This window comes from Hydrogenophaga sp. RAC07, assembly GCF_001713375.1.
Taxonomy (GTDB): Bacteria; Pseudomonadota; Gammaproteobacteria; order Burkholderiales; family Burkholderiaceae_C; genus Hydrogenophaga.
In genome coordinates, this window is record NZ_CP016449.1 from 3,202,805 (window position 1) to 3,227,790 (window position 24,986).

At 63.3% G+C, this 24,986-nt stretch carries 23 protein-coding genes and 1 tRNA gene; 12 read left to right on the top strand and 12 right to left on the bottom strand.

The genetic code is table 11. The features are described 5' to 3' along the window. Positions 1 to 150 precede the first annotated feature (150 nt). Positions 151 to 1,098 carry an RNA polymerase sigma factor RpoH gene (gene rpoH / locus BSY239_RS14985; RefSeq protein ID WP_069047495.1) on the top strand — a complete coding sequence of 316 codons (948 nt, stop codon included), beginning with the start codon at positions 151 to 153 and terminating at the stop codon, positions 1,096 to 1,098. Positions 1,099 to 1,255: 157 nt separating this feature from the next. Further along, positions 1,256 to 2,992, top strand: coding sequence for a 7TM diverse intracellular signaling domain-containing protein (locus BSY239_RS14990; protein WP_172823116.1), 1,737 nt, complete (start codon positions 1,256 to 1,258; stop codon positions 2,990 to 2,992). 91 nt (positions 2,993 to 3,083) lie between these two features. On the opposite strand, the gene lysS is transcribed toward BSY239_RS14990, so the two are convergent. The 3 genes from lysS to BSY239_RS15005 form a co-directional block, all read right to left on the bottom strand. After that, the gene (gene lysS / locus BSY239_RS14995) at positions 3,084 to 4,637 is read right to left on the bottom strand and encodes a lysine--tRNA ligase (RefSeq protein WP_069047497.1); all 1,554 of its coding nucleotides are present in this window, start codon (positions 4,635 to 4,637) and stop codon (positions 3,084 to 3,086) included. Positions 4,638 to 4,716: 79 nt separating this feature from the next. Then, a complete protein-coding gene (locus BSY239_RS15000) occupies positions 4,717 to 5,346 on the bottom strand; it encodes a lytic transglycosylase domain-containing protein (RefSeq protein WP_069047498.1) in 630 nt (209 codons plus the stop codon). Beyond that, positions 5,343 to 7,088 carry a proline--tRNA ligase gene (locus BSY239_RS15005; protein ID WP_069047499.1) on the bottom strand — a complete coding sequence of 582 codons (1,746 nt, stop codon included), beginning with the start codon at positions 7,086 to 7,088 and terminating at the stop codon, positions 5,343 to 5,345. The genes BSY239_RS15000 and BSY239_RS15005 overlap by 4 nt, the downstream gene beginning before the upstream one ends. Before the next feature lie 179 nt (positions 7,089 to 7,267). Between BSY239_RS15005 and BSY239_RS15010 the strand changes: the two genes are divergently transcribed. Continuing rightward, entirely contained in the window at positions 7,268 to 7,906 is a 639-nt protein-coding gene (locus BSY239_RS15010) for an RNA pyrophosphohydrolase (protein ID WP_069047500.1), read from the top strand. After that, positions 7,903 to 8,433 carry a CNP1-like family protein gene (locus BSY239_RS15015; RefSeq protein ID WP_069047501.1) on the top strand — a complete coding sequence of 177 codons (531 nt, stop codon included), beginning with the start codon at positions 7,903 to 7,905 and terminating at the stop codon, positions 8,431 to 8,433. The genes BSY239_RS15010 and BSY239_RS15015 overlap by 4 nt, the downstream gene beginning before the upstream one ends. 21 nt (positions 8,434 to 8,454) lie before the next feature. Here BSY239_RS15015 and proB read toward each other — a convergent pair whose 3' ends face one another. From proB to rplU, 4 genes are all read right to left on the bottom strand, one after another. Continuing rightward, entirely contained in the window at positions 8,455 to 9,618 is a 1,164-nt protein-coding gene (gene proB / locus BSY239_RS15020; protein ID WP_442905804.1) for a glutamate 5-kinase, read from the bottom strand. A 20-nt stretch (positions 9,619 to 9,638) separates the two neighbouring features. Beyond that, the gene (gene cgtA, locus BSY239_RS15025; protein ID WP_069047503.1) at positions 9,639 to 10,709 is read right to left on the bottom strand and encodes an Obg family GTPase CgtA; all 1,071 of its coding nucleotides are present in this window, start codon (positions 10,707 to 10,709) and stop codon (positions 9,639 to 9,641) included. Between the two features lie 140 nt (positions 10,710 to 10,849). Further along, positions 10,850 to 11,107, bottom strand: a complete 258-nt coding sequence (gene rpmA, locus BSY239_RS15030; protein WP_056273119.1) for a 50S ribosomal protein L27 — start codon at positions 11,105 to 11,107, stop codon at positions 10,850 to 10,852. A 13-nt stretch (positions 11,108 to 11,120) separates the two neighbouring features. Beyond that, a complete protein-coding gene (rplU, locus tag BSY239_RS15035; protein ID WP_069047504.1) occupies positions 11,121 to 11,432 on the bottom strand; it encodes a 50S ribosomal protein L21 in 312 nt (103 codons plus the stop codon). Between the two features lie 267 nt (positions 11,433 to 11,699). On the opposite strand from rplU, the gene BSY239_RS15040 reads away from it, so the two are divergent. From BSY239_RS15040 to BSY239_RS15075, 8 genes are all read left to right on the top strand, one after another. Continuing rightward, positions 11,700 to 12,629 (top strand): polyprenyl synthetase family protein, encoded by a 930-nt coding sequence (locus tag BSY239_RS15040; protein WP_083240201.1) that lies wholly within the window; start codon positions 11,700 to 11,702, stop codon positions 12,627 to 12,629. A gap of 48 nt (positions 12,630 to 12,677) precedes the next feature. Continuing rightward, positions 12,678 to 12,754, top strand: a tRNA-Pro gene (locus BSY239_RS15045). 211 nt (positions 12,755 to 12,965) lie between these two features. Beyond that, positions 12,966 to 14,660, top strand: coding sequence for a type IV-A pilus assembly ATPase PilB (gene pilB, locus BSY239_RS15050; RefSeq protein WP_442905749.1), 1,695 nt, complete (start codon positions 12,966 to 12,968; stop codon positions 14,658 to 14,660). Positions 14,661 to 14,692: 32 nt separating this feature from the next. Beyond that, on the top strand, positions 14,693 to 15,910 hold the full coding sequence (locus tag BSY239_RS15055; protein WP_069047506.1) for a type II secretion system F family protein: 1,218 nt from the start codon (positions 14,693 to 14,695) through the stop codon (positions 15,908 to 15,910). Continuing rightward, positions 15,910 to 16,773 (top strand): prepilin peptidase, encoded by an 864-nt coding sequence (locus tag BSY239_RS15060; RefSeq protein ID WP_069047507.1) that lies wholly within the window; start codon positions 15,910 to 15,912, stop codon positions 16,771 to 16,773. Before BSY239_RS15055 ends, BSY239_RS15060 begins: the two co-directional genes overlap by 1 nt. Then, on the top strand, positions 16,770 to 17,387 hold the full coding sequence (gene coaE, locus BSY239_RS15065; protein WP_069047508.1) for a dephospho-CoA kinase: 618 nt from the start codon (positions 16,770 to 16,772) through the stop codon (positions 17,385 to 17,387). The genes BSY239_RS15060 and coaE overlap by 4 nt, the downstream gene beginning before the upstream one ends. A gap of 42 nt (positions 17,388 to 17,429) precedes the next feature. Continuing rightward, positions 17,430 to 18,185, top strand: a complete 756-nt coding sequence (zapD, locus tag BSY239_RS15070) for a cell division protein ZapD (protein ID WP_069047509.1) — start codon at positions 17,430 to 17,432, stop codon at positions 18,183 to 18,185. Positions 18,186 to 18,204: 19 nt separating this feature from the next. Then, positions 18,205 to 18,408 carry a DNA gyrase inhibitor YacG gene (locus BSY239_RS15075; protein ID WP_069047510.1) on the top strand — a complete coding sequence of 68 codons (204 nt, stop codon included), beginning with the start codon at positions 18,205 to 18,207 and terminating at the stop codon, positions 18,406 to 18,408. A gap of 10 nt (positions 18,409 to 18,418) precedes the next feature. On the opposite strand, the gene BSY239_RS15080 is transcribed toward BSY239_RS15075, so the two are convergent. The 5 genes from BSY239_RS15080 to BSY239_RS15100 form a co-directional block, all read right to left on the bottom strand. Continuing rightward, on the bottom strand, positions 18,419 to 18,880 hold the full coding sequence (locus BSY239_RS15080) for an NUDIX domain-containing protein (RefSeq protein ID WP_069047511.1): 462 nt from the start codon (positions 18,878 to 18,880) through the stop codon (positions 18,419 to 18,421). After that, the gene (locus BSY239_RS15085; protein WP_069047512.1) at positions 18,877 to 19,755 is read right to left on the bottom strand and encodes an ATP-binding protein; all 879 of its coding nucleotides are present in this window, start codon (positions 19,753 to 19,755) and stop codon (positions 18,877 to 18,879) included. Before BSY239_RS15085 ends, BSY239_RS15080 begins: the two co-directional genes overlap by 4 nt. 10 nt (positions 19,756 to 19,765) lie before the next feature. Further along, positions 19,766 to 21,013, bottom strand: a complete 1,248-nt coding sequence (argJ, locus tag BSY239_RS15090; protein WP_069047513.1) for a bifunctional glutamate N-acetyltransferase/amino-acid acetyltransferase ArgJ — start codon at positions 21,011 to 21,013, stop codon at positions 19,766 to 19,768. Positions 21,014 to 21,079: 66 nt separating this feature from the next. Beyond that, on the bottom strand, positions 21,080 to 23,833 hold the full coding sequence (secA, locus tag BSY239_RS15095; RefSeq protein WP_069047514.1) for a preprotein translocase subunit SecA: 2,754 nt from the start codon (positions 23,831 to 23,833) through the stop codon (positions 21,080 to 21,082). A gap of 164 nt (positions 23,834 to 23,997) precedes the next feature. Beyond that, on the bottom strand, positions 23,998 to 24,948 hold the full coding sequence (locus tag BSY239_RS15100) for a M23 family metallopeptidase (protein ID WP_069047515.1): 951 nt from the start codon (positions 24,946 to 24,948) through the stop codon (positions 23,998 to 24,000). Between the last annotated feature and the right edge of the window lie 38 nt (positions 24,949 to 24,986).

Below are 24,986 nucleotides of genomic sequence, written 5' to 3' on the forward strand. Positions count from 1 at the left end.
GAATTGGAAACGACGGGCGGTACCGCCGGTCTTGTCACTGCATCGTCCGTTTTGCCAAGTTCTTGAATCGCCAAGGGCATGGAACTTCGCCCTTAGCACTCACTCATAGAGAGTGCTAATATTCTTGGTACTTACCCGAGGAGGTTCTTCATGTCCCACTCACTTGCCCCCATTTCCGCCGCTGCCAGTGGCCAGGTCGCTGTTGCGAATCCCTGGGCGCTGGTGCCGCCGCTCGGCAACCTGGACGCCTACATTTCCGCGGTCAACCGCCTGCCGCTGCTGACGCTGGACGAAGAGCAGAAGGCCGCGCGCCGCCTGCGCGACGACAACGACCTGGAGGCCGCCGGCCAGCTGGTCATGTCGCACCTGCGTCTGGTGGTGTCCATTGCCCGCCAATACCTGGGCTACGGCCTGCCCCACGGCGACCTGATCCAGGAGGGCAATGTGGGCCTGATGAAGGCCGTGAAACGCTTCGACCCGGACCAGGGCGTGCGTCTGGTGAGCTACGCCATGCACTGGATCAAGGCCGAAATCCACGAATACGTGTTGAAGAACTGCCGCATGGTCAAGCTGGCCACGACCAAGGCACAGCGCAAGCTGTTCTTCAACCTGCGCTCGCGCAAGCAGGGTTTCCGCTCCGACGCGCTGGACGGCGACACCCACCGCGAGGTGCTGAGCGATGTTGAAGTCGGCATCATGGCCAAAGAACTCAACGTGAAGCCGGAAGAAGTGCGCGAGATGGAGACGCGGCTCTCCGGCGGCGACGTGGTGCTGGACCCGGGCCCCGGCGACGACGGCGAAGACGCCTTCGGCCCCATCGCCTACCTGGCCGACGCCACCCACGAACCCACCGCGGTGCTGGAATCGGCCGAGCGCGACGCCCTGGCCACCGAAGGCGTGGCCCAGGCCATGAGCGAACTCGACGACCGCTCGCGCCGCATCGTGAGCGAGCGCTGGCTCAAGGTGAATGACGACGGCTCGGGTGGCATGACGCTGCACGAGCTGGCGGCCGAATACGGCGTGAGCGCCGAGCGTGTGCGCCAGATCGAAGTGGCGGCCATGAAAAAGATGCGCAAGGCGCTGGCCGCTTACGCTTGAGCGCGGACGCCACCGTCTGCGCCAACCCCGGCTGCCTTGGCATCCGGGGTTTTTTTCCGCCCGTCACGCACCGATTTGGGGCCACCGGCAGCCAAGCTGTCAGCCGTGCAAGACACAATAGCGTGATCCCGCTGTTGCACATTTGTCCGCCCATCCCGTGACCTTCCTTGTCCGTCTCTGTGCCCTGTGCGCTTTGCTGTTGTCGCTCCACGGGGCACACGCCCAATCCGGGCCGCAGCCCTCCCCTCTGTTGCTCGATGGCGGCAAAAGCACCCTCAGCCTGGCCGGGCGCAGCAGCTACTGGGTCGACACGGCTGGACTGCTGACCGTGGACCAGCTGGAGAAACAACAAGCCGCATTGCCGTTCAGGCTGCGCGACCGGGGCAACCGCCTGCAGTTGAGCCCGGGCGCTGTGCTGTGGGTGCGTTTTGACGCGCGGGTACAAGACACCGGCGCGCAGTGGGAACTGGAGCTCACGCACTCGGGCACCGACCGCGTGAGCCTGTTCCACCGCCGTGCCGACGGCAACTGGCGATCACAGCACGCGGGCGACCGCATCGCTGTGCGCGACTGGGCCTATCCCGACCGTTACCCGGTGTTCGCCCTCGACCCGCAGGCCGGGCAGACCGTGACCTACTGGGTGCGCATCGAACACGCCCGCGTGCCGTTTTCGGGCGAGTTGCTGGTGCACAACCACAACGCCTTGCGCGAGCTGCGCATCCAGCAGCAGTTTTTGCTGGGCGCCTATTTCGGCATGGCCTTGCTGCTGGTGGCCACGGCGGTGGCCAACGCCTTTGTGTTCCGCGACACCAGCTTTGCGGCCTATGCGGTGTATGTGACGGTGCTGGCGCTGGCGCTCGCGGCTTCGCTGGGGGTCGGCGGGCAGTTCATCTGGCCGGGCTGGCCGCGTTGGAACGGTCTGGCCGAATTCGTGTTGCTGCCACTGACCGCCGTCACCGGACTGCTGTTCGTGCGGCATGTGGTGCAGCCGCGGCGCATCGGCCGGGGCCTGGACCGCATGGCACTCACCCTGGCCGGCGTGTTTCTGGCGCTCACCGCCTGGGACGTGGTGCGCCCCACCGCCACCAGCCTGCAGGCCCTCACCGTGGTCGGGGCGCTGACCATGGCCCTGGTGTACGCGATGCTGTGGGCCGCCTGGCGCACGGGCGATCGCTGGGTGCGCTGGATCGCGCTGGGCATCCTGCCGGTGCTCCTGGCCGGCACGCTGCCGGTGCTGCGCAACTTCGGTCTGCTGTCTTCGGGGTTTCTTTCGCAATACGGCATGGTGCTGGCCGCTGCGATCGAAGCGCCACTGCTGATTTACGGCCTGCTGCAGCGCTCATCGGTGCAGCACGAGGCTCAGGCACGGGCACGCGCACTGGCACTGACCGAACCGCTCACCGGCCTGACCAACCGCCACAACTTCATGCTGCGCCTGCACGAGAGCCTGGTGCGCGCGCAGCGCTACCAGCACCACAGCGCACTGCTGCTGATCGACCTGGACAACCACGGCTGGTTTGCCGAGACCCACGGTCGCGAGGTGGCCGACCGGGCCCTGGTGCTCACGGGTTCGCTGCTGCGATCGGTGGCACGCGACGTGGACACCGCGGGCCGCGTCAACGACAGCACGCTGGCACTTCTGATGGAAGGACCGGTGCGCGAAGCGCAGGTGGTGGCCGCCGCCACCAGCATCGTGGCGGGGGGGCTTCGTCCCTCCAATCAGTTGCCGGTGGGCACGACCCTCAAGTTCAAGGTGGTGCTGGCCCTGCTGCCCGACGCGGCCAGCGGCGCCGACCTGGAGAGCAACGCCCAGGCCCACCTGGACTGGCTGGGCAGCGGCCTGGACGCACTGCGTCAGGACGGCCGCAGGACCATCCTGAAGCTCAACTTCTGATCGGTGCGACGATTCGCCGCCGGGCCGCTCCCAAGGCGAATCAGCCCCCGTGGGGGGCAGCGGACCTCGCGCAGCGGGGGAGCGTGGGGGCTCAGTGCTCGCGTCTCAGCGCGGGGAACAAGATCACGTCGCGGATGCTGGCGCTGTCGGTCAGCAACATCATCAAACGGTCAATGCCGATGCCACAGCCACCGGCCGGCGGCATGCCGTATTCGAGCGCGCGGATGTAGTCGGCGTCGAAGTGCATGGCCTCGTCGTCGCCACCGTCCTTGGCCGACACCTGCCCATGAAAGCGTGCGGCCTGGTCTTCGGCGTCGTTGAGCTCCGAGAACGCGTTGCCGAACTCGCGGCCGGTGATGTAGAGCTCAAAGCGCTCGGTGACCTCGGGATTCGCATCGTTGGCGCGCGCCAGCGGGGAAATCTCGGTGGGGTGGTCCATGATGAAGGTCGGGTTCCAGAGCTTGTCCTCGACCTTCTCTTCAAAGTACATCACCTGCAGGCTGGCCAGACTGCGCGTGGAGAGCTGGTGTTTGGCCTCGCTCAGACCCAGCTTCTTCAGCTGGTTCAACAACCACTCCATGCTGTCCACGTTGTCGCCCGCCTCGGTGTGCTTGAGGATGGCCTGGCGAATGGTGAGCCGCTCGAACGGCGAGCTCACATCCACCGGCTGGCCCTGGTAGGTCAGCGGCACATCGCCGCGCACTTCGCGCACCACGTGGCGAATGAGTTCTTCGGTGAAGCTCATCAGGTCCTGGTAATTCCAGTACGCCGCGTAGAACTCCATCATGGTGAACTCGGGGTTGTGGCGAACGCTGATGCCTTCGTTGCGGAAGTTGCGGTTGATCTCGAACACGCGATCGAAACCACCGACCAGCAAGCGCTTGAGGTAGAGCTCGGGCGCGATGCGCAGGAACATTTCCTGGTCGAGCGCGTTGTGGTGCGTCTTGAACGGCTTGGCGTTGGCGCCCCCCGGGATCGGGTGCAGCATCGGCGTCTCGACTTCGAGGAACCCGTGGCTGACCATGAAACCACGCAGGCTGGTGATGCCACGGCTGCGGTTGACGAAGCGCTGGCGCGCGCTCTCGTCGGTCATGAGGTCCACGTAACGCTGGCGGTACTTGATTTCCTGATCGGCGATGCCGTGGAACTTGTCGGGCAGCGGACGCAGGCTCTTGGTGATGAGGCGAACGCTGTCGGCGTGGATCGTGAGCTCACCGGTACGGGTGCGGAACAGCACGCCCTCGGCCGCCACGATGTCGCCCAGATCCCAGTGTTTGAACGCGTTGTGCAGGGCCTCGCCCACGCTGTCGTTGTTCAGGTAGATCTGGATGCGGCCTCCGCTGGGGCCGAACGAGGCGTCCTGCAGCGTGGCAAAGCTGGCCTTGCCCATCACGCGCTTGAGCATCATGCGACCAGCCACGCACGCGCGCACCGGGTTGGCCTCGAGCACTTCCTTGGTGGTCTCGCTGTGCACCGCGAACAACCCGGCCGCCTTGTCGGTGGGCTTGAAGTCGTTCGGAAAAGCCACGCCCTCGCCCCGCTGCTGCGCTTCGCGCATCGCCTTGAGCTTCTCGCGGCGCTCCGCGATCAGCTGGTTGTCGTCGTGCGCCGGAGCGCTGGAGTCGGTTGTGTGGGCTTGGGTCATGAGTGAAAAGAGGGTTGGGCACCGGTGTGCGCAACCCTCGATTGTAGTTTTCAGCCGAAACCGCCCCGGGGCACCGCTGTCAGGCGTCTGGGTGCGTCCAGTTCTTGGCGGCTGCGTACACCGCATTCGGGTACTCGGCCCTGCCGCGGCTGCCGTTGTAACGGCCCAGCGCCATGAAGGTGTCGCCGCGCTCGCGGTCGAGGTAGTGGCGCAGGATCACGCAGCCAAAACGCAGGTTGGTCTGCATGTTGAAGAGTCGGCTCGGGTCACCGTCGCCGATGAGGCGCGACCAGAACGGCATGATCTGCATGTAGCCGCGCGCACCCACGCGCGAGATGGCGAACTTGCGGAAAGCACTCTCCACCTGGATCAAACCGAGCACCATGGTGGTGTCCAGGCCAGCGCGACGCGTTTCGTACCAGACGGTCTGCAGGAACTCGATGCGCGTTTGAAAGTCGGCCTTGCGGCGCTGCAGCCGGTCGCTGCTGGTGCCCAGCCAGCGCAGGTAGGCCAGGCGCTTTTCCATGTCGGCAAACTCGGGCACCGGCGGCGCGCTGTTGGCAATGGCGGCGCTCAGCGCACCGCGCACGGAGTCGGCCAAAGGTTCCTCGAGCTGACCTCCTGCGTGCCCCCAGGTGGGCCAGGTGCCCAGACCCAGCGACGCTGCCCCCAGCAGACAGTCGCGGCGCGACCAGGCCATGGGCTTCATGCGCCGAGCTTGCCCTTCAGCAAGGCAAGCACGTCGGCCAGGGCCACCTGCGTGGCGGCGGCATCGCGGCGGTGCTGGTACTCCACCTGCCCGGTCTTCAAGCCCCGGTCGCCGATGGTCACGCGGTGCGGCACACCGATGAGTTCCCAGTCGGCGAACATGGCGCCCGGGCGCTCGCCCCGGTCGTCCAGGATGACATCGACGCCGGCCGCCAGCAGATCGGCGTGCAGTTGTTCGGCTGCGGCCTTCACCTCGGGGCTGCGGTCCATGCCGATGGGACACACCACCACCGTGAATGGCGCCAGAGCGTCGGGCCAGATGATGCCGCGTTCGTCGTGGTTTTGCTCAATGGCTGCGGCCGGCAGGCGCGTGATGCCGATGCCGTAACAACCCATCTCGAAGTGCGCGGGTTTGCCGTCTTCACCGAGGAAGGTGGCGCTCATTGCCTTGCTGTATTTGGTGCCCAGGTAGAACACGTGGCCCACCTCGATGCCACGCTCGATGGCGAGCTGGCCCTGACCGTCGGGCGATGCGTCGCCCTCCACCACGTTGCGCAGGTCGGCCACCAGATCGGGCTCCGGCAGATCACGGCTCCAGTTCACACCGGTCATGTGGAAGTCGGGCTCGTTGGCGCCACAGATCCAGTCGGCCATCACGGCCACTTCGCGGTCCACCACCAGCTTCACCGGTTTCTTCAAGCCGATCGGGCCCAGGTACCCGGGGCGGCAGCCGAAGTGTTCTTCGATCTCGGGAATGCTGGCGAAACGGAAACCGGCGTTCAGCCCCGGCACCTTGTTCACCTTGACCTCGTTCATGTCGTGGTCGCCGCGCAGCAGCAGCAGCCACACCTGGCTCTGCGCGTCCTCACCCGCTTCGTTGAGCGTGTCGGTGGCCAGCACCAGCGACTTCACCGTGGTCGCAAGGGGCACGCCCAGCAGCGCGGCCACATCGGCGCAGGTGCTCTTGCCCGGTGTGGGCGTCCTGGTCATGGCGTTGGCCGCCGCAGGGCGCGACGCGCTGGGCGCCGCCGATTCGGCCTTTTCCATGTTGGCCGCGTAGTCGCTGTTCGGGCAGTACACGATGGCGTCTTCGCCCGTGGCCGCGATCACCTGGAACTCTTCGCTCAGGTCACCGCCGATGGCACCGCTGTCGGCCGCCACAGCGCGGTAGCGCAAACCAAAGCGGTCGAAGATGCGGCGGTAGGCCGCGGCCATCACCTGGTAGCTCGCCTTGGCCGCCGCTTCGTCGCGGTCGAAGCTGTAGGCGTCCTTCATGATGAATTCACGCCCGCGCATCAGACCGAAACGCGGCCGGCGCTCGTCGCGAAACTTGGTCTGTATCTGGTAGAAATTTTTCGGCAGCTGTTTGTAGCTGCGCAGTTCCTGACGCGCGATGTCGGTCACCACCTCTTCACTGGTGGGCTGCACGATGAAGTCGCGGTCGTGCCGGTCCTTGATGCGCAGCAACTCCGGGCCCATCTTCTCGAACCGGCCCGTCTCCTGCCACAGCTCGGCCGGCTGGATCACCGGCATGGTGAGCTCCACCGCGCCGGCGCGGTTCATCTCCTCGCGCACGATGGCTTCCACCTTCTGGATCACGCGCAAGCCCATGGGCATGTAGCTGTAAATGCCGGCGCCGAGTTTCTTGATCATGCCGGCGCGTGTCATGAGCTGGTGGCTCACCACTTCGGCGTCGGCAGGGGCTTCCTTCTGGGTCGAGATGAAGAACTGGGAGGCTTTCATGGGCGAGCTTGATTCTGCCGGCGGGCAGTGGTTGGAAAATCGTGGGTGGGGCCCGGTGGACAGAACACCCGACGCCGGGATGTTCCACCTGTGCCCGGAGATGCAACAGGTGTGTGATCACTTCGCAACTCGCACGGCGCGATGCATAATGAACACAGTTTAAAAATTTGGGGTTGATTATGCTTGACAGAGAAGGCTTCAGGCCCAATGTCGGCATCATTCTGCTCAACCAGCGAAACCAGGTGTTCTGGGGCAAACGCATCCGGTCCCACTCCTGGCAGTTTCCGCAAGGTGGCATCGACCGGGGCGAGACACCTGAGCAGGCGATGTACCGCGAGTTGCACGAGGAAGTGGGCCTCATGCCCGAGCACGTGAACATCGTGGCCCGCACGCGAGACTGGTTGCGCTACGAAGTGCCGGACCGCTTCATCCGCCGGGATGCGCGCGGTCATTACAAAGGACAGAAACAGATCTGGTACCTGCTGCGCCTGGTGGCGCAAGACTGGAACCTGAATCTGCGCGCCACCAGCCACCCGGAGTTCGATGCCTGGCGCTGGCACGATTACTGGGTGCCGCTGGATGTGGTGGTCGAGTTCAAACGCGGCGTCTATGAGATGGCGCTGACCGAACTCTCACGCTACCTGCCGCGTTCCGACCACCGCAACCGCTACCTGCGCGGTGGCATGCGACAACGCGACGACGGCGACGACATGCCTTCGCACCTGTGTGCCCCCATGGGGCTGGAACTGCCCCCGGGCGCCAGCTTTGACCCCGACCCCCAGAGCGATGAACGCGCTGTGAATTCCCCATTCAAATGATTGATTTGTTCCGACGCTTTCCGAAGTCGATGACGTCGGCTCTGGCTTTTTCCCTGATCGGCACCGCACCGTTTTTTGCAGACGCTCAGACGTCATACACGGACGAGAAGGTCTGGACCGAAGCGGCCGCCGCGCCACCCGCCTCGTTCAGCACCGAGGCGCTCATCCCCTTCGAAGTGATGAAGGCGTCGGCGCTGACCTATGGCATCGACCCCAACACCCTGACCGTGGGAGAAGACGGCGTCGTTCGTTATGTGATGGTGGCACGCAGCAGCAGCGGGGCACTCAATGTGCTGTACCAAGGCATCCGATGCGCGACTGCGGAAACCAAGACCTACGGACGATTGAACGACAAAGGCACCTGGAACGCCAGCCCCGACGCCGACTGGAAGGCGCTGTCTTTCAGGGGCCCCACCCGCCCGGCCATGATCCTCGCGCGGCAGGGTGTGTGCGAGGGCCGCACCGTCACGGGGAATGTCCAAAAGATCCTGGCGGCCTTGAAGAGCGACCGCATCGACAACCGCTGACCGGCACGCAGGTCTGAGCGCTCAGACGCGCGCCAGCACCAGGTTGTCGCGGTGGATCATTTCGGGCTCTGCGGCATAACCAAGCAAGCGCTCGAAGTCTGCCGACGATTTGCGACACAGCAGTCGGGCTTCCGAACTGGCGTAGTTCGCCAGCCCACGCGCCACTTCAACGCCGCGACCATCGCGCACAGCGATCACGTCGCCACGCGAGAAATCGCCTTCCACGCTGGTCATGCCGATCGGCAGCAGGCTCTTGCCCTCGCCCACGATCTTGCCCACAGCACCGTCATCGACCAACACCGCACCACGCAGCTGCAAGTGATCCGACATCCAGCGTTTGCGCGCCTGGTTCTTCGGCGTGTTGGCCACCAGGCAAGTGCCGATGGCCTCGCCTTCGCACAAGCGGATCAACACCTGCGGCTCGCGCCCCCAGGCGATCACGGTCGATGCGCCCGACCCGGCCGCGCGCTTGGCCGCCAGGATCTTGGTGATCATGCCGCCCTTGCCGATGCCGCTGCCCGCACCACCGGCCATGGTTTCGAGCTGAGGGTCCCCCGCACGCGCTTCATGGACGAATTGCGCAGCAGGATCACGCCGCGGGTCGGCCGTGTACAGACCCTTTTGGTCCGTGAGGATCACGAGCACATCGGCTTCCACCAGGTTGGCCACGAGGGCGCCCAAGGTGTCGTTGTCACCGAACTTGATTTCGTCGTTGACGACCGTGTCGTTCTCGTTGATCACCGGCACCACGCCCAGCTGCAGCAAAGTCAGCAGGGTTGAGCGGGCATTCAAATAGCGTTCGCGGTCGGCCAGATCGGCGTGGGTGAGCAGCACCTGCGCGCTGCCCACACCGTGCTCGCGCAGCTTGGTCTCGTACATCTGGACCAGTCCCATCTGCCCGACGGCGGCAGCGGCTTGCAGCTCGTTGATCTCCTTGGGGCGCACCGTCCAGCCCAGGCGCTTCATGCCTTCGGCCACCGCGCCACTGCTCACCATGATGAGCTCCCGACCGTCCTTGACCAGGGCCGCGAGTTGCTCGCTCCACTGGCCAATCGCCTCCTCGTCGAGACCTCGACCCTCGTTGGTCACGAGCGAAGAACCGACCTTGACCACAATGCGGCGCGCCGTTTTCAGTGGACCGCTGGCGCGCAACGGCGCCAAACCCGTGTTGTCTGCAAGGAGCATGGTCGACATCAAAAAAAGCTTCAGCTGGGCAGGGGCGTGTCAAACCGGGGATCGATGTCCACCGGTGCCAGGGTCGCCTGGTGGACCTTGGCGATGTGCTCGTACACCTTTTGCACGAGAAACTCGCAGCCTTCGCGCGTTAGGGCCGAGATCTCGAACACAGGTCCCTTGTACTTGAGACGTTTCACGATGTCCTTGACTTTGGCCTCTCGTTCGTCGAGCGGCACCATGTCCAGCTTGTTGAGCACCAGCCAGCGCGGCTTTTCATACAGCTTCTGGTCGTACTTCTTGAGCTCTGCAATGATGGCCTTGGCCTGCACGACCGGATCAACACCTTCGTCAAACGGCGCAACATCCACCATGTGCAGCAACAACCGGGTGCGCTGCAGATGGCGCAGAAACTGATGGCCCAGTCCAGCCCCTTCGGAGGCACCTTCGATCAAACCCGGCACGTCGGCGACCACGAAGCTCTTTTCGGGCGCCACCCGGACCACACCGAGGTTCGGATGCAACGTTGTGAACGGGTAATCGGCGATCTTGGGGCGGGCGTTCGAAATGGCAGAGATCAAGGTGGACTTGCCTGCGTTCGGCATGCCGAGCAAACCCACGTCGGCCAGCACCTTGAGTTCCAGCTTCAAGGTGCGTTTCTCACCGGCCCAGCCCGGCGTCTTCTGCCGAGGCGCCCGGTTGGTGGAACTCTTGTAATGCATGTTGCCGAAGCCACCATCGCCGCCTTTGGCAATGGTCACTTGTTCGCCCGGCTGCAGCAACTCGTGCAGCGTTTCACCCGTTTCGGCATCGGCAATGATGGTGCCCACCGGCATCTTCAAGACGATGTCACCACCCTTGACACCGAACATGTCGGAGCCCTTGCCGTGTTCGCCGCGCTCAGCTTCAAAGCGGCGCGTGAAACGGAAGTCGACCAGCGTGTTCAGGCTCGCGTCCGCCACAGCATAGACATGCCCACCGCGCCCGCCGTCGCCACCGTCGGGGCCGCCGAACTCCTTGTACTTCTCATGCCGGAAAGATGCGCAGCCGTTGCCGCCATCGCCCGCAGCGACATCGATGGTGGCTTCATCCACAAATTTCATGACATGCTTTCCAGGGACGCGTCCCCACTAAAAATCCAAAACAAAAAGCCCGCTTGGGCGGGCCTTCTGCATTTACACGTCAGCACTGAGCAAACGCCCCCGAGACTTTAAAAAATCCGGCGGCACCTGCAGTGGCCCGATCAAACGGGTGTGATGCTGACGGTCTGGCGATTGAGTTCGCCTTTCACAGCGAACGACACGTGGCCGTCCACCGTGGCAAAGATCGTGTGGTCTTTGCCCAAGCCGACGTTGAGGCCGGGATGGAACTTGGTGCCGCGCTGACGCACGATGATCGAGCCTGCGCTGACCAGTTCGCCGCCGAACGCTTTCACGCCGAGCATCTTGGGCTTGGAATCGCGCCCGTTTCGCGTTGAGCCGCCGCCTTTTTTCTGTGCCATGTTGACCTACTCCTCAGCCTGCGATCGACGAGATCTGCAGTTCGGTGAAATTTTGACGGTGACCTTGGCGCTTCTGGTAGTGCTTGCGCCGGCGCATCTTGAAGATGTGCACTTTGTCGTGTCTGCCATGGGCCAACACTGTGACCGTTACTGTTGCGCCGGAAACCAAGGGAGTGCCGATCTTGATCTCGGTGCCGTTGCCGACAGCCAGAACCTGGTCAAACACGATCTCTTGGCCCACATCCGCAGCAATCTGTTCTACTTTAATTTTTTCGCCAGCAGCAACACGATACTGTTTGCCACCGGTTTTTATGACCGCGTACATATGAACCTCTTGTAAAAATTCCACGAATGGAAATCCAGCGGACCCAATTCCGCTGAGCCCGCGAGTTTAGCATGCTCATCGGCCCTCGGCAAGGGAGCTCTCCACGCACCCTCCAGCCACCTCCCACACTCCCGGATGACCCGAGGGAGTTCGGCTCGTTTCTATAATCCACACGGCCCGGCATCCCCCTCCACTCTCCATCCGGCCCGAATTTTGACCACTCCCATCTCGAAACCCGGCAACCCGCTCGAACTGATCCAACCGGACATGGCCCGGGTCGATGAGGTGATCCACGAACGGCTCACCACGGAAGTGCCGCTGGTCAGGGAAGTGGCGCAGTACATCATCTCGGCCGGGGGCAAGCGCTTGCGTCCAGCCTTGCTGCTGATGCTGAGCGGAGCCATCGAAAGCCAGAGCCCCCACCGGCACACGCTGGCGGCGGTGGTGGAATTCATTCACACAGCCACGCTGTTGCACGACGATGTGGTGGACGAGTCCACACTTCGCCGGGGGCGGGAAACGGCCAACGAACGGTTTGGCAACGCCGCGAGCGTGCTCGTGGGGGACTTCCTCTACTCGAGGGCGTTCCAGATGATGGTGGACGTGAATGACATGCGGGTCATGCAGGTGCTCTCCGACGCAACCAACGTGATCGCCGAGGGTGAGGTGCTTCAGCTCATGAACATGCACGACGCCTCCATCGACGAAGCGGCGTATTTGCGGATCATCCGGTCCAAGACGGCGAAGTTGTTCGAAGCCAGCGCCCGGCTTGCAGCAATTCTGGCGAAGGCCGATGGGCCCACAGAGGCTTTGTGCGCCAGCTATGGTCAGGCTCTCGGGACCGCCTTCCAGGTGATCGACGACGTGCTTGACTACGAAGGCAGCGCCGAGGAGTTGGGCAAGAACCTGGGCGACGACTTGCGAGAGGGCAAGGTCACCTTGCCCATCATTTGCGCGCTGCGAACGGCGTCAGATGCGCAGAAGCTGCTGATCAGACAAGCCATCGAGGAGGGCGATGTGGCCCATCTTGACGACATCCGCTCCATCATTCTCGACACCGGCGCACTGAAGGAAGCCCGTGCCAGCGCCGATGCCGAGGCGCAGCGCGCGATCGACGCTGCAAAGCAGCTCCCCGACAATGCCTACAGCGCCGCCTTGCTACAATTGGCGTCGGATTTGTTGGGGCGCCGCTCCTGATCTCCAGAGCGGTGCAAGGCCGCTTTTTCGTTGACCCATCGGGTTATTCGGGGTGTAGCTTAGCCAGGTAGAGCGCTACGTTCGGGACGTAGAGGCCGGAGGTTCGAATCCTCTCACCCCGACCAGTTTGGACCCATCAGTCAAGCTGGAACCGGGACCGATGAACGGGGCATTTCGAACGACCGGCGCGGGCGCCGCAACCTCGATACAACGCCCATCGGCGCGAATCCGCATATTCAGCACAACTTGCCTCCAAATTGGCGGCCAAGTCGTTGATTTACGCTAGATTACGGGGCTATGGCGTCCGTTGAATCTGTTACCCAGGAATCTCCGTCCATGGCCCTGCCGGGCCTGGGCCGTGCATTGGTGTCGGCTGGCAAGCTCGGGCAAAAGGCCGCAGAAGACCTCTACCGCAAAGCCCAGAGTGGCCGCTCAAGCTTCATCGCTGAATTGACGGGTTCAGGCGCCGTCTCCGCTGCAGACCTCGCGCACACCATGTCGGCGGCGTTCTCCGCCCCACTGCTGGACCTGGATGCGATCGATGTGCAGCGTTTGCCCAGTGGCCTGCTGGACGCAAAAATCTGCGCCGACTACCGCATCGTCGTTCTGAGCAAGCGCAACAACCGCCTGATGGTGGCCACGGCGGACCCTGCCGATCAACAGGCGGCGGAAAAGATCAAGTTCGCCACGCAAATGGGCGTGGATTGGGTGATTGCCGAATACGACAAGCTCAGCAAGCTGGTGGATGCGCAAACCACCAGCGTCGCGGAGACCATGGACAACATCATCGGAGGCGACTTCGAATTCGATGAAGCGTCCACCGAAACCGTGGTCACGGACGCGAACGACAAGGCTTCCGAGGTCGACGACGCGCCGGTGGTCAAGTTCCTTCACAAGATGCTGATCGACGCGTTCAACATGCGCGCCTCCGACCTGCATTTTGAGCCCTACGAACACACCTACCGTGTGCGTTTCCGGGTGGACGGCGAACTCCGCGAGATCGCCTCGCCCCCGATCGCCATCAAGGACAAGCTGGCCTCGCGCATCAAGGTGATCTCCCGCATGGACATCTCCGAGAAACGCGTGCCGCAAGACGGTCGGATGAAGCTCAAGATCGGACCGGACCGGGTGATCGACTTCCGGGTGAGCACCCTGCCCACGCTCTTCGGCGAGAAGATCGTGATTCGTATCCTGGATCCCAGCAGTGCCAAGGTGGGCATCGATGCGCTGGGCTACGAACCGGAAGAGAAAGAGCGGTTGATGGCCGCGATCGGCCGCCCCTATGGCATGGTGCTGGTGACCGGGCCCACGGGTTCAGGCAAGACCGTGTCGCTCTACACCTGCCTCAACATCCTGAACAAACCCGGGATCAACATCTCGACGGCAGAAGATCCCTCGGAGATCAATTTGCCCGGGGTGAACCAGGTCAACGTGAACGAGAAGGCCGGCCTGACTTTCGCGGCTGCTCTGAAGGCTTTCCTGCGGCAGGATCCCGACGTGATCATGGTCGGTGAGATTCGCGACCTGGAGACAGCAGACATCTCCATCAAGGCCGCACAAACCGGCCACATGGTGTTGTCGACGCTGCACACCAACGATGCACCGACCACGCTGACACGCATGATGAACATGGGCATTCCCACGTTCAACATTGCGTCCAGTGTGATCCTGATCACTGCGCAGCGACTGGCTCGCCGCCTGTGCGGTGTTTGCAAGGCCACCCTGGATGTGCCCCGCAAGGCTTTGGTGGATGCGGGTTTCAAGGCAGACGACCTTGACGGCACCTGGACGCCCTACCGTCCCGTGGGCTGCTCGGCATGCAACAACGGCTACAAGGGGCGCGTCGGTATTTACCAGGTGATGCCGATCTCCGAAGAAATTCAACGCATCATCCTGCGCGGCGGCAGCGCGCTGGACATCGCCCAACAGGCCAGCAAGGAAGGCGTTCGCACATTGCGCGAATCCGGACTGCTCAAGGTGAAGCTGGGCCTGACTTCACTGGAAGAAGTGCTCAGCGTCACCAACGAATGACGCTGCGCCAGACACACGCCTGAGAGGAACCCATGGCAACCGCTGCAACCAAGAGCATCAAAGACGTCGTTTTCGAGTGGGAAGGCAAAGACCGCAACGGCAAGACGGTTCGCGGTGAGACCCGTGCCGTGGGAGAGAACCAGGTGCTGGCGGCGCTGCGTCGCCAGGGCATCATCCCGAGCAAGGTGAAGAAGCGCCGCATGAGCTCGGGCAAGCGCATCAAGCCGAAAGACATCGCGATCTTCACGCGCCAACTGGCCACCATGATGAAGGCGGGTGTCCCCTTGCTGCAGGCGTTCGACATCGTCGGACGTGGCAACCCCAACCCCAGCGTGACCAAGCTGCTCAACGACATCCGCACCGACGTTGAGACCGGCACCTCGCTGAGTGCGGCTTTCCGCAAGAACCCCCTCTACTTCGACAGTCTGTACTGCAATCTGGTGGAAGCCGGCGAAGCCGCCGGTATTCTGGAAGAGTTGCTGGACCGCCTCGCGGTCTACATGGAGAAGACCGAGGCCCTCAAGTCAAAGATCAAGTCGGCGCTGATGTACCCCATCGCGGTGGTGATCGTGGCCTTCGTGGTGGTCGCCGTGATCATGATCTTCGTGATCCCCTCCTTCAAGGAAGTGTTCAGTTCGTTCGGCGCAGACCTTCCCGCTCCCACCCTGTTCGTGATCGCGATGAGCGAGTTCTTCACGGAATACTGGTGGCTGATCTTCGGTGGCCTAGGCGGCGGCTTCTACTTTTTCATGCAGGCCTGGCGCCGCAATGAAAAGGTGCAGCGATTCATGGACCGTGTCTTGCTCAAGCTGCCGATCTTCGGTGTGCTGATCGAGAAGTCGGTGATTGCGCGCTGGACCCGCACGTTGTCGACCATGTTCGCTGCCGGTGTTCCGCTGGTGGAAGCGCTCGACTCGGTGGGCGGCGCTTCGGGCAACTCCGTTTATGCAATTGCCACCGAGCGCATCCAGCAGGAGGTGTCCACCGGGACCAGCCTGACCAACGCGATGACCAACGCCAACATCTTTCCGTCCATGGTGCTGCAGATGTGCGCCATTGGTGAAGAATCCGGCTCGATCGACCACATGCTTGGAAAGGCAGCCGACTTTTACGAGGCGGAAGTGGACGACATGGTGGCCGGCATCTCCAGCCTGATGGAGCCCATCATCATCGTGGTGCTGGGCACGGTCATCGGTGGCATCGTGGTGTCGATGTACCTGCCCATCTTCAAGTTGGGTCAGGTGGTTTGATGCTCGGTGCGGGTGCGCCGGAAGCGGCGCTGCTGGGTCTTCTCGGCTTGCTGGTGGGCAGCTTTCTCAATGTGGTGATCCACCGCCTGCCCAAGATGATGGAGTTGCACTGGGCCGCCGAGTGCGCGGAACTCCATCCTGAAAACGCCACGGCTTCCGACACGGCGGCTGCCACAGCCCAGCCGTTCAACCTCATGGTGCCGCGCTCGCGCTGCCCCCACTGTGGCCACCAGATTCGCTGGTTCGAGAACATCCCGCTCTTCAGCTACCTCGCACTGCGCGGCAAATGCAGCCAATGCGCGGCACCGATCAGTGCCCGCTACCCGGCGGTGGAGGTGACCTGCGCAGCACTGTTTGCCTGGTGCGGCTGGAACTGGGGCGGCAGTTGGGAAGCGCTTGCCTGGTGCGGATTTTCCGCGGCCGTGTTGGCGTTGGCCTGCATCGATTGGGACACCACCTTGTTGCCGGACGACATCACGCTTCCCTTGTTGTGGGCAGGCCTGTGCGCGGCGGGTCTGAAGCTGACCGATACCGCTCTGCCCGATGCGGTGTGGGGCGCCGTGGGAGGCTACCTCTCGTTGTGGCTGGTGTACTGGGCCTTCAAGCTCACCACCGGCAAGGAAGGCATGGGCTACGGCGACTTCAAACTCTTCGCCGCCCTGGGCGCCTGGTTTGGCTGGCAGGCCCTCATCCCCATCATCCTCATGGCCTCGGTCATCGGGGCGGTGATCGGCATCGCCATCAAATTCAGAGGTGAGCTGCGCGAAGGCGGGTACGTGCCGTTCGGCCCCTTCCTGGCGCTCGCCGGCCTCACCGCCATGATCTTCGGGCCGTCGGCCATCCTGGCCGTGATTGGCTTGTGAGCACGGCGACTCCAGCGCGACAAGTCCTCAGGCTGGGGCTCACCGGCGGTATCGGCAGCGGCAAGAGCACGCTGGCGAACATGCTCCAGTCCCTGGGTGCTGACGTGATCGATGCGGATGCGGTGTCGCGCGCTACAACGGCCAGCGGCGGCGCAGCCATTGCGGCGATTGCACAGGCATTTGGCCAGGAATTCATTGATGCCGATGGCGCACTCGACCGGGCCCGCATGCGTGCCCTTGTGTTCTCACAGCCCGAACAACGCAAGGTGCTGGAAAACATCGTGCATCCACTGGTTGGGCAAGAGATTCGGAAGCTGGCGCTGCAGGCCACATCCCGTGTCCTGATCTTCGACGTGCCGCTGTTGGTGGAGTCGCCGCACTGGCGGGGGCAACTGGATCGGGTGCTGGTGGTCGACTGCCTTCCCGCCACACAGATTCGGCGGGTCACACAGCGCAGTGGATGGGATCTGACCACGATCGAGGCCGCCATGCGCAACCAGTGTTCGCGCGAACAGCGCCTGGCCGCCGCAGACTTCGTGGTGTTCAACGAAGGAGAGGGCCTGGACAACCTGCAACACCTCGCTCAGGCGCTGGCCAAACGGTTCGGGCTATGATGAACGCCCACCCGCTGCCCCGCCCTGCGAACCCACGCTGCTGTGATCCTGTACGAATACCCTTTCAACGAACGCATCCGCACCTACCTGCGACTTGAACAACTGTTCCGGCGCATGGTCGAATTGGTTCCGCGCCAGCACCCGCTGGACCACCACTTCGCGATCCAGACCATTTTCGAAATCATCGAAGTGGCGTCCCGGGCAGACATGAAGTCCGACGTTCTGAAAGACCTCGAGCGGCACAAGCAGCAGCTCATTTCCTACCGTGGGAATCCGATGATCTCGGAGCAGGCGCTCAACGAAGCCATTGACCAGCTGGAAGACTGCTTTTCCCAGCTCAGCGGTCTGGTGGGCAAAACAGGTCAGTCCTTGACCGAAAACGACTGGTTGATGAGCATCCGCAGCCGCATCGGCATCCCCGCGGGCACCTGCGAATTCGATCTGCCGGCCTATTACAAGTGGCAGCACCACAGTGCCGCAGAACGCCAGGCGGACCTGCAGCGCTGGTCGGTGCCGCTGGCGCCGCTGGCCGAGTCCATCGTCCTGCTGCTCAAGATGCTGCGGGATTCGGGTTCGCCGCAAAAGGTCGTGGCGCCGGGTGGGCAGTTCCAGCAAACCCTGCCCCAGGGCCGCACCTTCCAGTTGCTGCGACTGCGCATGGACCCGAGCTCCGGTCTGATTCCCGAGATCAGCGGCAATCGATTGATGTTGTCGGTTCGCTTGATGCGCCAAGGCGATGACGACCGCCTGCACTCGGCGCAGGACGACACCGCGTTTGAGCTCACGCTCTGCGCCTGAACGTTGCCGCCGGAATCCCATGTCTGCGAACGCCAGCACCAGCCCACAGAAGATCGTTCGCTGCCCGGGGTGTGGTGGCCCCAGCATCTACGCACCCAGCAACGCCTTTCGGCCGTTCTGCTGCGAGCGTTGCAAGAACATGGACTTTGGTGCCTGGGCCACCGAAAGTTTCAAACTTCCCGAGCAGGACAGCCAGAACGACCCGGACTTCGGGACGTCGTGAGCGAACGGCGTCAGTTCAGTTCAAGCCCGCGCTCAAGCGCAAGCCACTCCAGCACCGGCACCGTGCCCGGCAAAATTGGCGCGCAGCGCGCCGGCAAGGTCTCCCAGCTGAACTGCTGGCCCTCGCGCATCTGAAGTGCACCCGTCCAGTCAAACACCTTGCAGAAGTGCAGGCGCACCAGCGCGTGCGGGTAGTCGACCAGGCTGTCGCGCCACGTGTGGGCCGCGCCGATGGTCACACCGATCTCTTCCTGCAGTTCACGGCGCAAGGCTTGTTCGACCGACTCGCCGGCTTCGAGTTTGCCGCCCGGAAATTCCCAGTAGCCCGCATACACCTTGCCCACCGGGCGCGAGGTGAGCAGAAAATGGCCGTCGGGCGCGATCAGCAAACCCACTGCCACGTCGACCACGGGCCGGTCCACCGGTCGTTCAACGCCGGGGTCGGCATCCACGACGAGGACCTTGGAATTCATGCCTTTGAAGCGTGCGTGCCGGCGTAGTCGCGGGCGAACTGGTAGGCCACGCGTCCGCTGCGCGAACCGCGCTCCAATGCCCACACCAGCGCCTGGGGACGCGCTGCGTCGATGTCGGCAGCGGGCACACCGAACGACGAGAGCCACTGCGCCACGATGGTGAGGTATTCGTCCTGGCTGAACGGGTAAAAGCTCACCCACAGACCAAACCGCTCCGAGAGCGAGATCTTCTCTTCCACCACCTCACCTGGATGCACCTCACCTTCAGCGGTGTGGGTGTAGGTGAGGTTTTCCTTCATGTACTCGGGCAAGAGGTGGCGCCGGTTGCTCGTGGCGTAGATGAGCACGTTGGGGCTGGCTGCGGACACCGAACCGTCGAGGATGGACTTGAGCGCCTTGTAGCCGGGCTCACCGTCTTCAAAACTGAGGTCGTCGCAAAAAACGATGAAGCGCTCGGGCCGCTCGGACACCACATCGACGATGTCGGGCAGGTCCACCAGCTCGGCCTTGTCGACCTCGATCAGGCGCAGGCCCTGCGGCGCGTATTCATTGAGACAGGCCCGGATCAGCGAGGACTTGCCGGTGCCGCGCGCTCCGGTGAGCAACACGTTGTTGGCCGGCAGGCCCTGCACGAACTGCAGCGTGTTGCGCTGGATCTTTTCTTTCTGTCCATCGATCTCCTGCAGATCGCTCAGGCGCATGGCACCCACGTGGCGCACCGGCTCCAGCGCGCCGTGGCCGCTCGAACGTTTGCGGTAGCGCCAAGCCACCGCAGCCGACCAGTCGGGTGCCTGCATGGGTTGGGGCAGCACCGATTCGATGCGGGTCATCAACTGCTCGGCACGCGCGAGCAAGCGTTCAAATTGTTCGTTCATGGCACGCGACTCAGGACCGGTAGTCGGCGTTGATGGTCACGTAGTCGTGGCTGAAATCGCAGGTCCACACCGTCTCGGTGGCGCTGCCACGACCCAGGCCAATGCGCACCAGGATCTCGGTTTGCTTCATCACGCGCTGACCGTCTTCTTCACGGTAGTCGGGATGGCGACCGCCTTGGGTGACCACGTGCACATCGCCCAGGTGCAGCTCGATGCCGCTCACATCAAGATCGTGAATGCCGGCGTAGCCCACGGCGGCGAGAATGCGGCCGAGATTGGGATCGCTGGCAAAGAACGCGGTCTTGACCAGGGGCGAATGTGCGACAGCGTAGGCTGCCAACAGGCATTCGGCGGTGGTGCGACCGCCTTCAACCTGGATGGTGATGAACTTCGTGGCGCCTTCTCCGTCGCGCACGATGGCATGCGCGAGAAAACGCGCCACATTCGTCAAGCCATCCACCAGCGCCTGTCCCGCCGGGCTGTTCAGGTCGGTGATGGGAGCGTGGCCCGCTTGACCGGTGGCCACCACCACAAACGAATCGTTGGTGCTCGTGTCGCCGTCCACCGTGACGCGGTTGAACGAGGCGTCGGCCAGGCGGCGGGCCAGCTCGTTCATGAGTGCGGGCGCCACGGCGGCGTCGGTGGCCAGGAAACCCAGCATGGTCGCCATGTTCGGGCGGATCATGCCGGCCCCTTTGGCGATGCCGGTGGCGTGCACAACCTGTCCATCGATGGTCATGCGCTGACTGCAGGCCTTGGGCAGGGTGTCGGTGGTCATGATGCCCTGGGCAGCCAGCAGCCACTGCGCGCCGCTGTCGTTTTGCGGTTGCGCCGCGTCGGTGAGGGCGGCCGGCAAACCCGCGAGCAGGCGATCGAGCGGCAGCGGCTCCATGATCACACCGGTGGAAAACGGCAGCACCTGCTCGTGGCGCACCCCCAGGGACAAAGCCAAAGCGGTGCAGGTCTGACGTGCATTCGCAAGACCCGGCTCGCCCGTGCCGGCGTTGGCGTTGCCGGTGTTGATCACCAGCGCTCGCACGCCCTGCCCAGCGGCCAGGTGTTCGCGGCACACCTGCACCGGGGCTGCGGCGTAGCGGTTCTGGGTGAACACCGCACCGACCGCACAGCCTTCGTCCAGCAAGAACACCGTGAGGTCTTTGCGGTTGGCCTTGCGGATGCCGGCTTCAGCCACACCGATGCGCACACCTGCGATGGGGAACAGGTCGATGGCCGAGGGCGTCTCGAGTTGAACGGGCATGGGGGACTCCGTGGATTCAGGGTTGAGCCAGTCAGTGGAACCTGCGGGACCCTGGGTCCCGGCGCATCAGTCCAGCTTGCCGTGGCACTGCTTGTATTTTTTGCCGCTGCCGCAGGGGCAAGGATCGTTTCGGCCCACGCGCGGCACATCGCCCACGGGACGCGGTGCAGCGCCGGCCGCACCCACCGTCTCGGCTTCACCGGTTTCGGTGGGCGCGGTGTAGGTCACATTGGCGATCTGCTCTGCGCGCTCTTCCATCTGGTCGGCCGCCTGCGCCATCTGCTCGGCGGACTGCACACGCACGTTCATCAACACGCGTGTCACATCGTTCTTCACGGTGTCCAGCAACTGACCAAACAGCACAAAGGCCTCGCGCTTGTACTCCTGCTTGGGCTGTTTCTGCGCATATCCGCGCAGATGAATGCCCTGGCGCAGGTAGTCCAGCGCAGACAGGTGTTCGCGCCATTGCCCGTCGATGGTCTGCAGCAGCACCACGCGCTCGAACTGGGTGAAGTTCACTTCGCCCACGATCTGAACCTTGGCTTCGAACGCCGCCTTGGCTGCAGCCACGACACGCTCGGCGACCTCTTCCGCGTCGATCGACTCGGCGTCAGACACCCAGGTCGTCACCGGCACATCCACCGCCCACTCTTCGCGCAGCACGCGCTCCAGTGTCGGCAGGTCCCATTGCTCTTCCACACTGCCTTCGGGCACGTACTGGTGCACCAGATCGGCAAAACAACCATCACGCAAAGAATCGATCTGTGCGCGCAGCGATACGGCATCCAGGATGTCGTTGCGCTGCTGGTAGATCACCTTGCGCTGGTCGTTGGACACGTCGTCGTATTCCAGCAGCTGCTTGCGGATGTCGAAGTTGCGGGCCTCGACCTTGCGCTGCGCGCTTTCGATGCTGCGCGTGACGATGCCGGCCTCGATCGCCTCGCCCTCGGGCATCTTCAGGCGGTCCATGATCGCGCGCACGCGGTCGCCCGCGAAGATGCGCATCAGCGAATCGTCCAGACTCAAATAGAAACGCGACGAACCCGGATCGCCCTGACGACCCGAACGGCCCCGCAGCTGGTTGTCGATGCGGCGCGATTCGTGACGCTCGGTGGCGATGATGCGCAAGCCACCCAGTGCCTTGACCTTCTCGTGATCGGCTTGCCAGTTCTGGCGCAGTGTTTCAATGCGCGCAGCCTTGGTGGCGTCGTCCAGGGAGGCGTCGTTCTGCACCGCGTCAACCATCTTCTCCAGGTTGCCGCCGAGCACGATGTCGGTGCCGCGACCGGCCATGTTGGTGGCGATGGTGATGCCACCCGGGCGGCCCGCCTGGATGATGATGTCTGCCTCGCGTGCATGCTGCTTGGCGTTCAGCACCTCGTGGGGCAGGCCCTCCTTGACCAACAGCTCGGCGATGATTTCCGAGTTCTCGATCGACGAGGTGCCCACCAGCACAGGTTGGCCACGCTCATGGCACTCACGAATGTCCTGAATGGCCGCGACGTACTTTTCTTTCGTGGTCTTGTAGACACGGTCCAGCTGATCAACACGTTTGCTCAGGCGGTTCGGCGGAATCACCACCGTCTCCAGGCTGTAGATTTCTTGGAATTCATAGGCCTCGGTGTCGGCCGTGCCGGTCATGCCCGAGAGCTTGCCGTACAGGCGGAAGTAGTTCTGGAAGGTGATGGACGCCAGCGTCTGGTTCTCGGGCTGGATGGCCACACCTTCCTTGGCTTCGACCGCCTGGTGCAGGCCGTCACTCCAGCGCCGCCCGGTCATCAAGCGACCGGTGAACTCGTCGACGATCACGATCTCGCCGTTCTGGTTCACGTAGTGCTGGTCGCGGTGGTAGAGGTGGTGGGCCTTGAGCGAGGTGACCAGGTTGTGCAGCAGTGCGATGTTGGCCGGGTCGTAAAGCGACGCGCCTTCTGGCAACAGACCCGCCTGGCTGAGCAGCTGCTCGGCGTGTTCATGGCCTTGCTCGGTCATGTGAATGGCATGCGCCTTCTCGTCCACCGTGAAGTCACCCGGCTTGATGACGCCCTCGCCCGTGCGCACATCGGCTTCGCCTTCCTGACGCACCAGATGCGGCACCAGCTGCTTGATGGCCATGTAGGTCTGCGTCTGGTCTTCGGCCTGACCGCTGATGATCAGTGGCGTGCGGGCTTCGTCGATCAGGATCGAGTCCACCTCGTCGACGATGGCGAAGTTCAGGCCGCGCTGAACGCGGTCAGCAGCCTCGTACACCATGTTGTCGCGCAAATAGTCGAAGCCGTACTCGTTGTTGGTGCCGTAGGTGATGTCGGAACGGTAAGCGGCCTGCTTCTCTTCTCGCGGCGCTTGCGGCAGGTTGATGCCGACCGAGAGACCGAGGAAGTTGTAGAGGCGTCCCATCCACTGTGCGTCGCGGCTGGCCAGGTAGTCGTTCACCGTTACCACATGCACACCTTTGCCGGTCAGTGCGTTCAGGTACACCGGCAATGTGGCCGTCAGGGTCTTGCCCTCGCCCGTGCGCATCTCGGCCACCTTGCCGTGGTGCAAGGCGAGTCCACCCACCAGCTGCACGTCGAAATGACGCATCTTCATGACGCGCTTGCTGCCTTCGCGCACGACCGCAAAAGCTTCCGGCAACAAGGCATCCAGGCTCTCGCCCTGCGCTATGCGCTGCTTGAAGGATTCGGTCTTGCCACGGAGCTCGTCATCGCTGAGCTTTTCAAACTCCGCCTCCAGACCATTGATGCGCTCCACCGTTTTGCGGTAGGTCTTGAGCAGTCGGTCGTTGCGGCTACCAAAAAGTTTGGTGAGGAAGTTTGTGGCCATACATGCGGGCCTGCACCAGACACCCAGAGGGTGCCGGGCAGGCAAAAGAAAGTGGAGAGTTCTTGCGAACCTGGAGGGCGTGCGCCCGGCGCCAATGATGTGCCGGCGAACGCGGGGCTTTCAAGAGCAAAGCGGCGATTTTACCTGCCGTGGCAGGCCTGCGTTCAAGGCTTGCGCGGACCCGGCACGGCGGGCTTGGCGGACGCGATCTTTTCCCCCGCGTCCAGGAAACGCTGGGGATCTTGCGGAACGCCCGCCACCCAGACTTCAAAGTGCAGGTGAGGGCCGGTGGAGCGGCCCGTGGAGCCGACACTGGCGATCTTCTGTCCACGTTTGACGATGTCTCCCTTCTTCACAAAGGTCTGGGAGGCGTGGGCGTAACGGGTGATCAAATCGTTGCCATGGTCGATCTCGATCATGTTGCCGTAAGCCGAGTGGTACTCCTGCACGACGACCACACCGCCGGCGGCGGCCAGAATCGGCGTGCCTACATCGGCCGGGAAATCAAGCCCGGTGTGCAAGGCCGAGTGACCCGTGATGGGATCGATGCGAAAACCGAAAGATGAGCCCACCCGAACGCCGTCGACCGGCTTCTCGGTGGGAATGAGCGTCTGGCGAATTTTCTGGTCGAACAGGCGGGACTCCACCACGGTGAGCCAGTCAACCCTTGAGCCGCTGGAAACTTCGACGGTGTCCAGGGCCTGCATCAATTCCTGCATGCTGATGTCGCGACTGGCCACCAGCGAGCCGCCGGATCCAGGCGCATTCTTGAACTCCGCCGGATTCAGCCCAGCCAAACCGGCCACGCGTTCACCGAGCGAATCGATTTGAATCATGCGGGCCTGCATCTCGCCCAGCTTGCGTGCCATGGCGTCCAGATTGGCGCGCATGTAGGCGTCCTTGGAGCCTGCGTCGTTCGGATGAACCAGCTTGGCAACCGAAGCAAAGCCAGGCCAACCCTGGCGAACGCCCTCGAGAAAGAACCAGTGGTAGGTGGCAATCGATGCCAGCATCAACATCACAGCTGCCAAAGCAGCCGCGCCCACGAGCTTGATGCCACTGAGGTGCAATGCGCGGCTCTTGGCCAGCCAGGCGTCCGTGATAATGATGTGCACTCTGAAACCTTTCCTTGCGGTGGGCAGCGAGCACCCAT

Excerpts from the sequence above, each read along its gene's own strand:
- cgtA (WP_069047503.1), bottom strand. The coding sequence starts at position 10,709 with ATGAAATTTGTGGATGAAGCCACCATCGATGTCGCTGCGGGCGATGGC.
- BSY239_RS15060 (WP_069047507.1), top strand. The coding sequence starts at position 15,910 with ATGCTCGGTGCGGGTGCGCCGGAAGCGGCGCTGCTGGGTCTTCTCGGC.
- BSY239_RS15005 (WP_069047499.1), bottom strand. The coding sequence starts at position 7,088 with ATGAAAGCCTCCCAGTTCTTCATCTCGACCCAGAAGGAAGCCCCTGCC.
- lysS (WP_069047497.1), bottom strand. The coding sequence starts at position 4,637 with ATGACCCAAGCCCACACAACCGACTCCAGCGCTCCGGCGCACGACGAC.
- pilB (WP_442905749.1), top strand. The coding sequence starts at position 12,966 with ATGGCCCTGCCGGGCCTGGGCCGTGCATTGGTGTCGGCTGGCAAGCTC.
- BSY239_RS15075 (WP_069047510.1), top strand. The coding sequence starts at position 18,205 with ATGTCTGCGAACGCCAGCACCAGCCCACAGAAGATCGTTCGCTGCCCG.
- BSY239_RS15015 (WP_069047501.1), top strand. The coding sequence starts at position 7,903 with ATGATTGATTTGTTCCGACGCTTTCCGAAGTCGATGACGTCGGCTCTG.
- BSY239_RS15010 (WP_069047500.1), top strand. The coding sequence starts at position 7,268 with ATGCTTGACAGAGAAGGCTTCAGGCCCAATGTCGGCATCATTCTGCTC.
- rpmA (WP_056273119.1), bottom strand. The coding sequence starts at position 11,107 with ATGGCACAGAAAAAAGGCGGCGGCTCAACGCGAAACGGGCGCGATTCC.
- argJ (WP_069047513.1), bottom strand. The coding sequence starts at position 21,013 with ATGCCCGTTCAACTCGAGACGCCCTCGGCCATCGACCTGTTCCCCATC.
- BSY239_RS15055 (WP_069047506.1), top strand. The coding sequence starts at position 14,693 with ATGGCAACCGCTGCAACCAAGAGCATCAAAGACGTCGTTTTCGAGTGG.
- BSY239_RS15040 (WP_083240201.1), top strand. The coding sequence starts at position 11,700 with ATGGCCCGGGTCGATGAGGTGATCCACGAACGGCTCACCACGGAAGTG.
- proB (WP_442905804.1), bottom strand. The coding sequence starts at position 9,618 with ATGCTCCTTGCAGACAACACGGGTTTGGCGCCGTTGCGCGCCAGCGGT.
- BSY239_RS15085 (WP_069047512.1), bottom strand. The coding sequence starts at position 19,755 with ATGAACGAACAATTTGAACGCTTGCTCGCGCGTGCCGAGCAGTTGATG.
- rpoH (WP_069047495.1), top strand. The coding sequence starts at position 151 with ATGTCCCACTCACTTGCCCCCATTTCCGCCGCTGCCAGTGGCCAGGTC.
- secA (WP_069047514.1), bottom strand. The coding sequence starts at position 23,833 with ATGGCCACAAACTTCCTCACCAAACTTTTTGGTAGCCGCAACGACCGA.
- BSY239_RS15000 (WP_069047498.1), bottom strand. The coding sequence starts at position 5,346 with ATGAAGCCCATGGCCTGGTCGCGCCGCGACTGTCTGCTGGGGGCAGCG.
- BSY239_RS15080 (WP_069047511.1), bottom strand. The coding sequence starts at position 18,880 with ATGAATTCCAAGGTCCTCGTCGTGGATGCCGACCCCGGCGTTGAACGA.
- rplU (WP_069047504.1), bottom strand. The coding sequence starts at position 11,432 with ATGTACGCGGTCATAAAAACCGGTGGCAAACAGTATCGTGTTGCTGCT.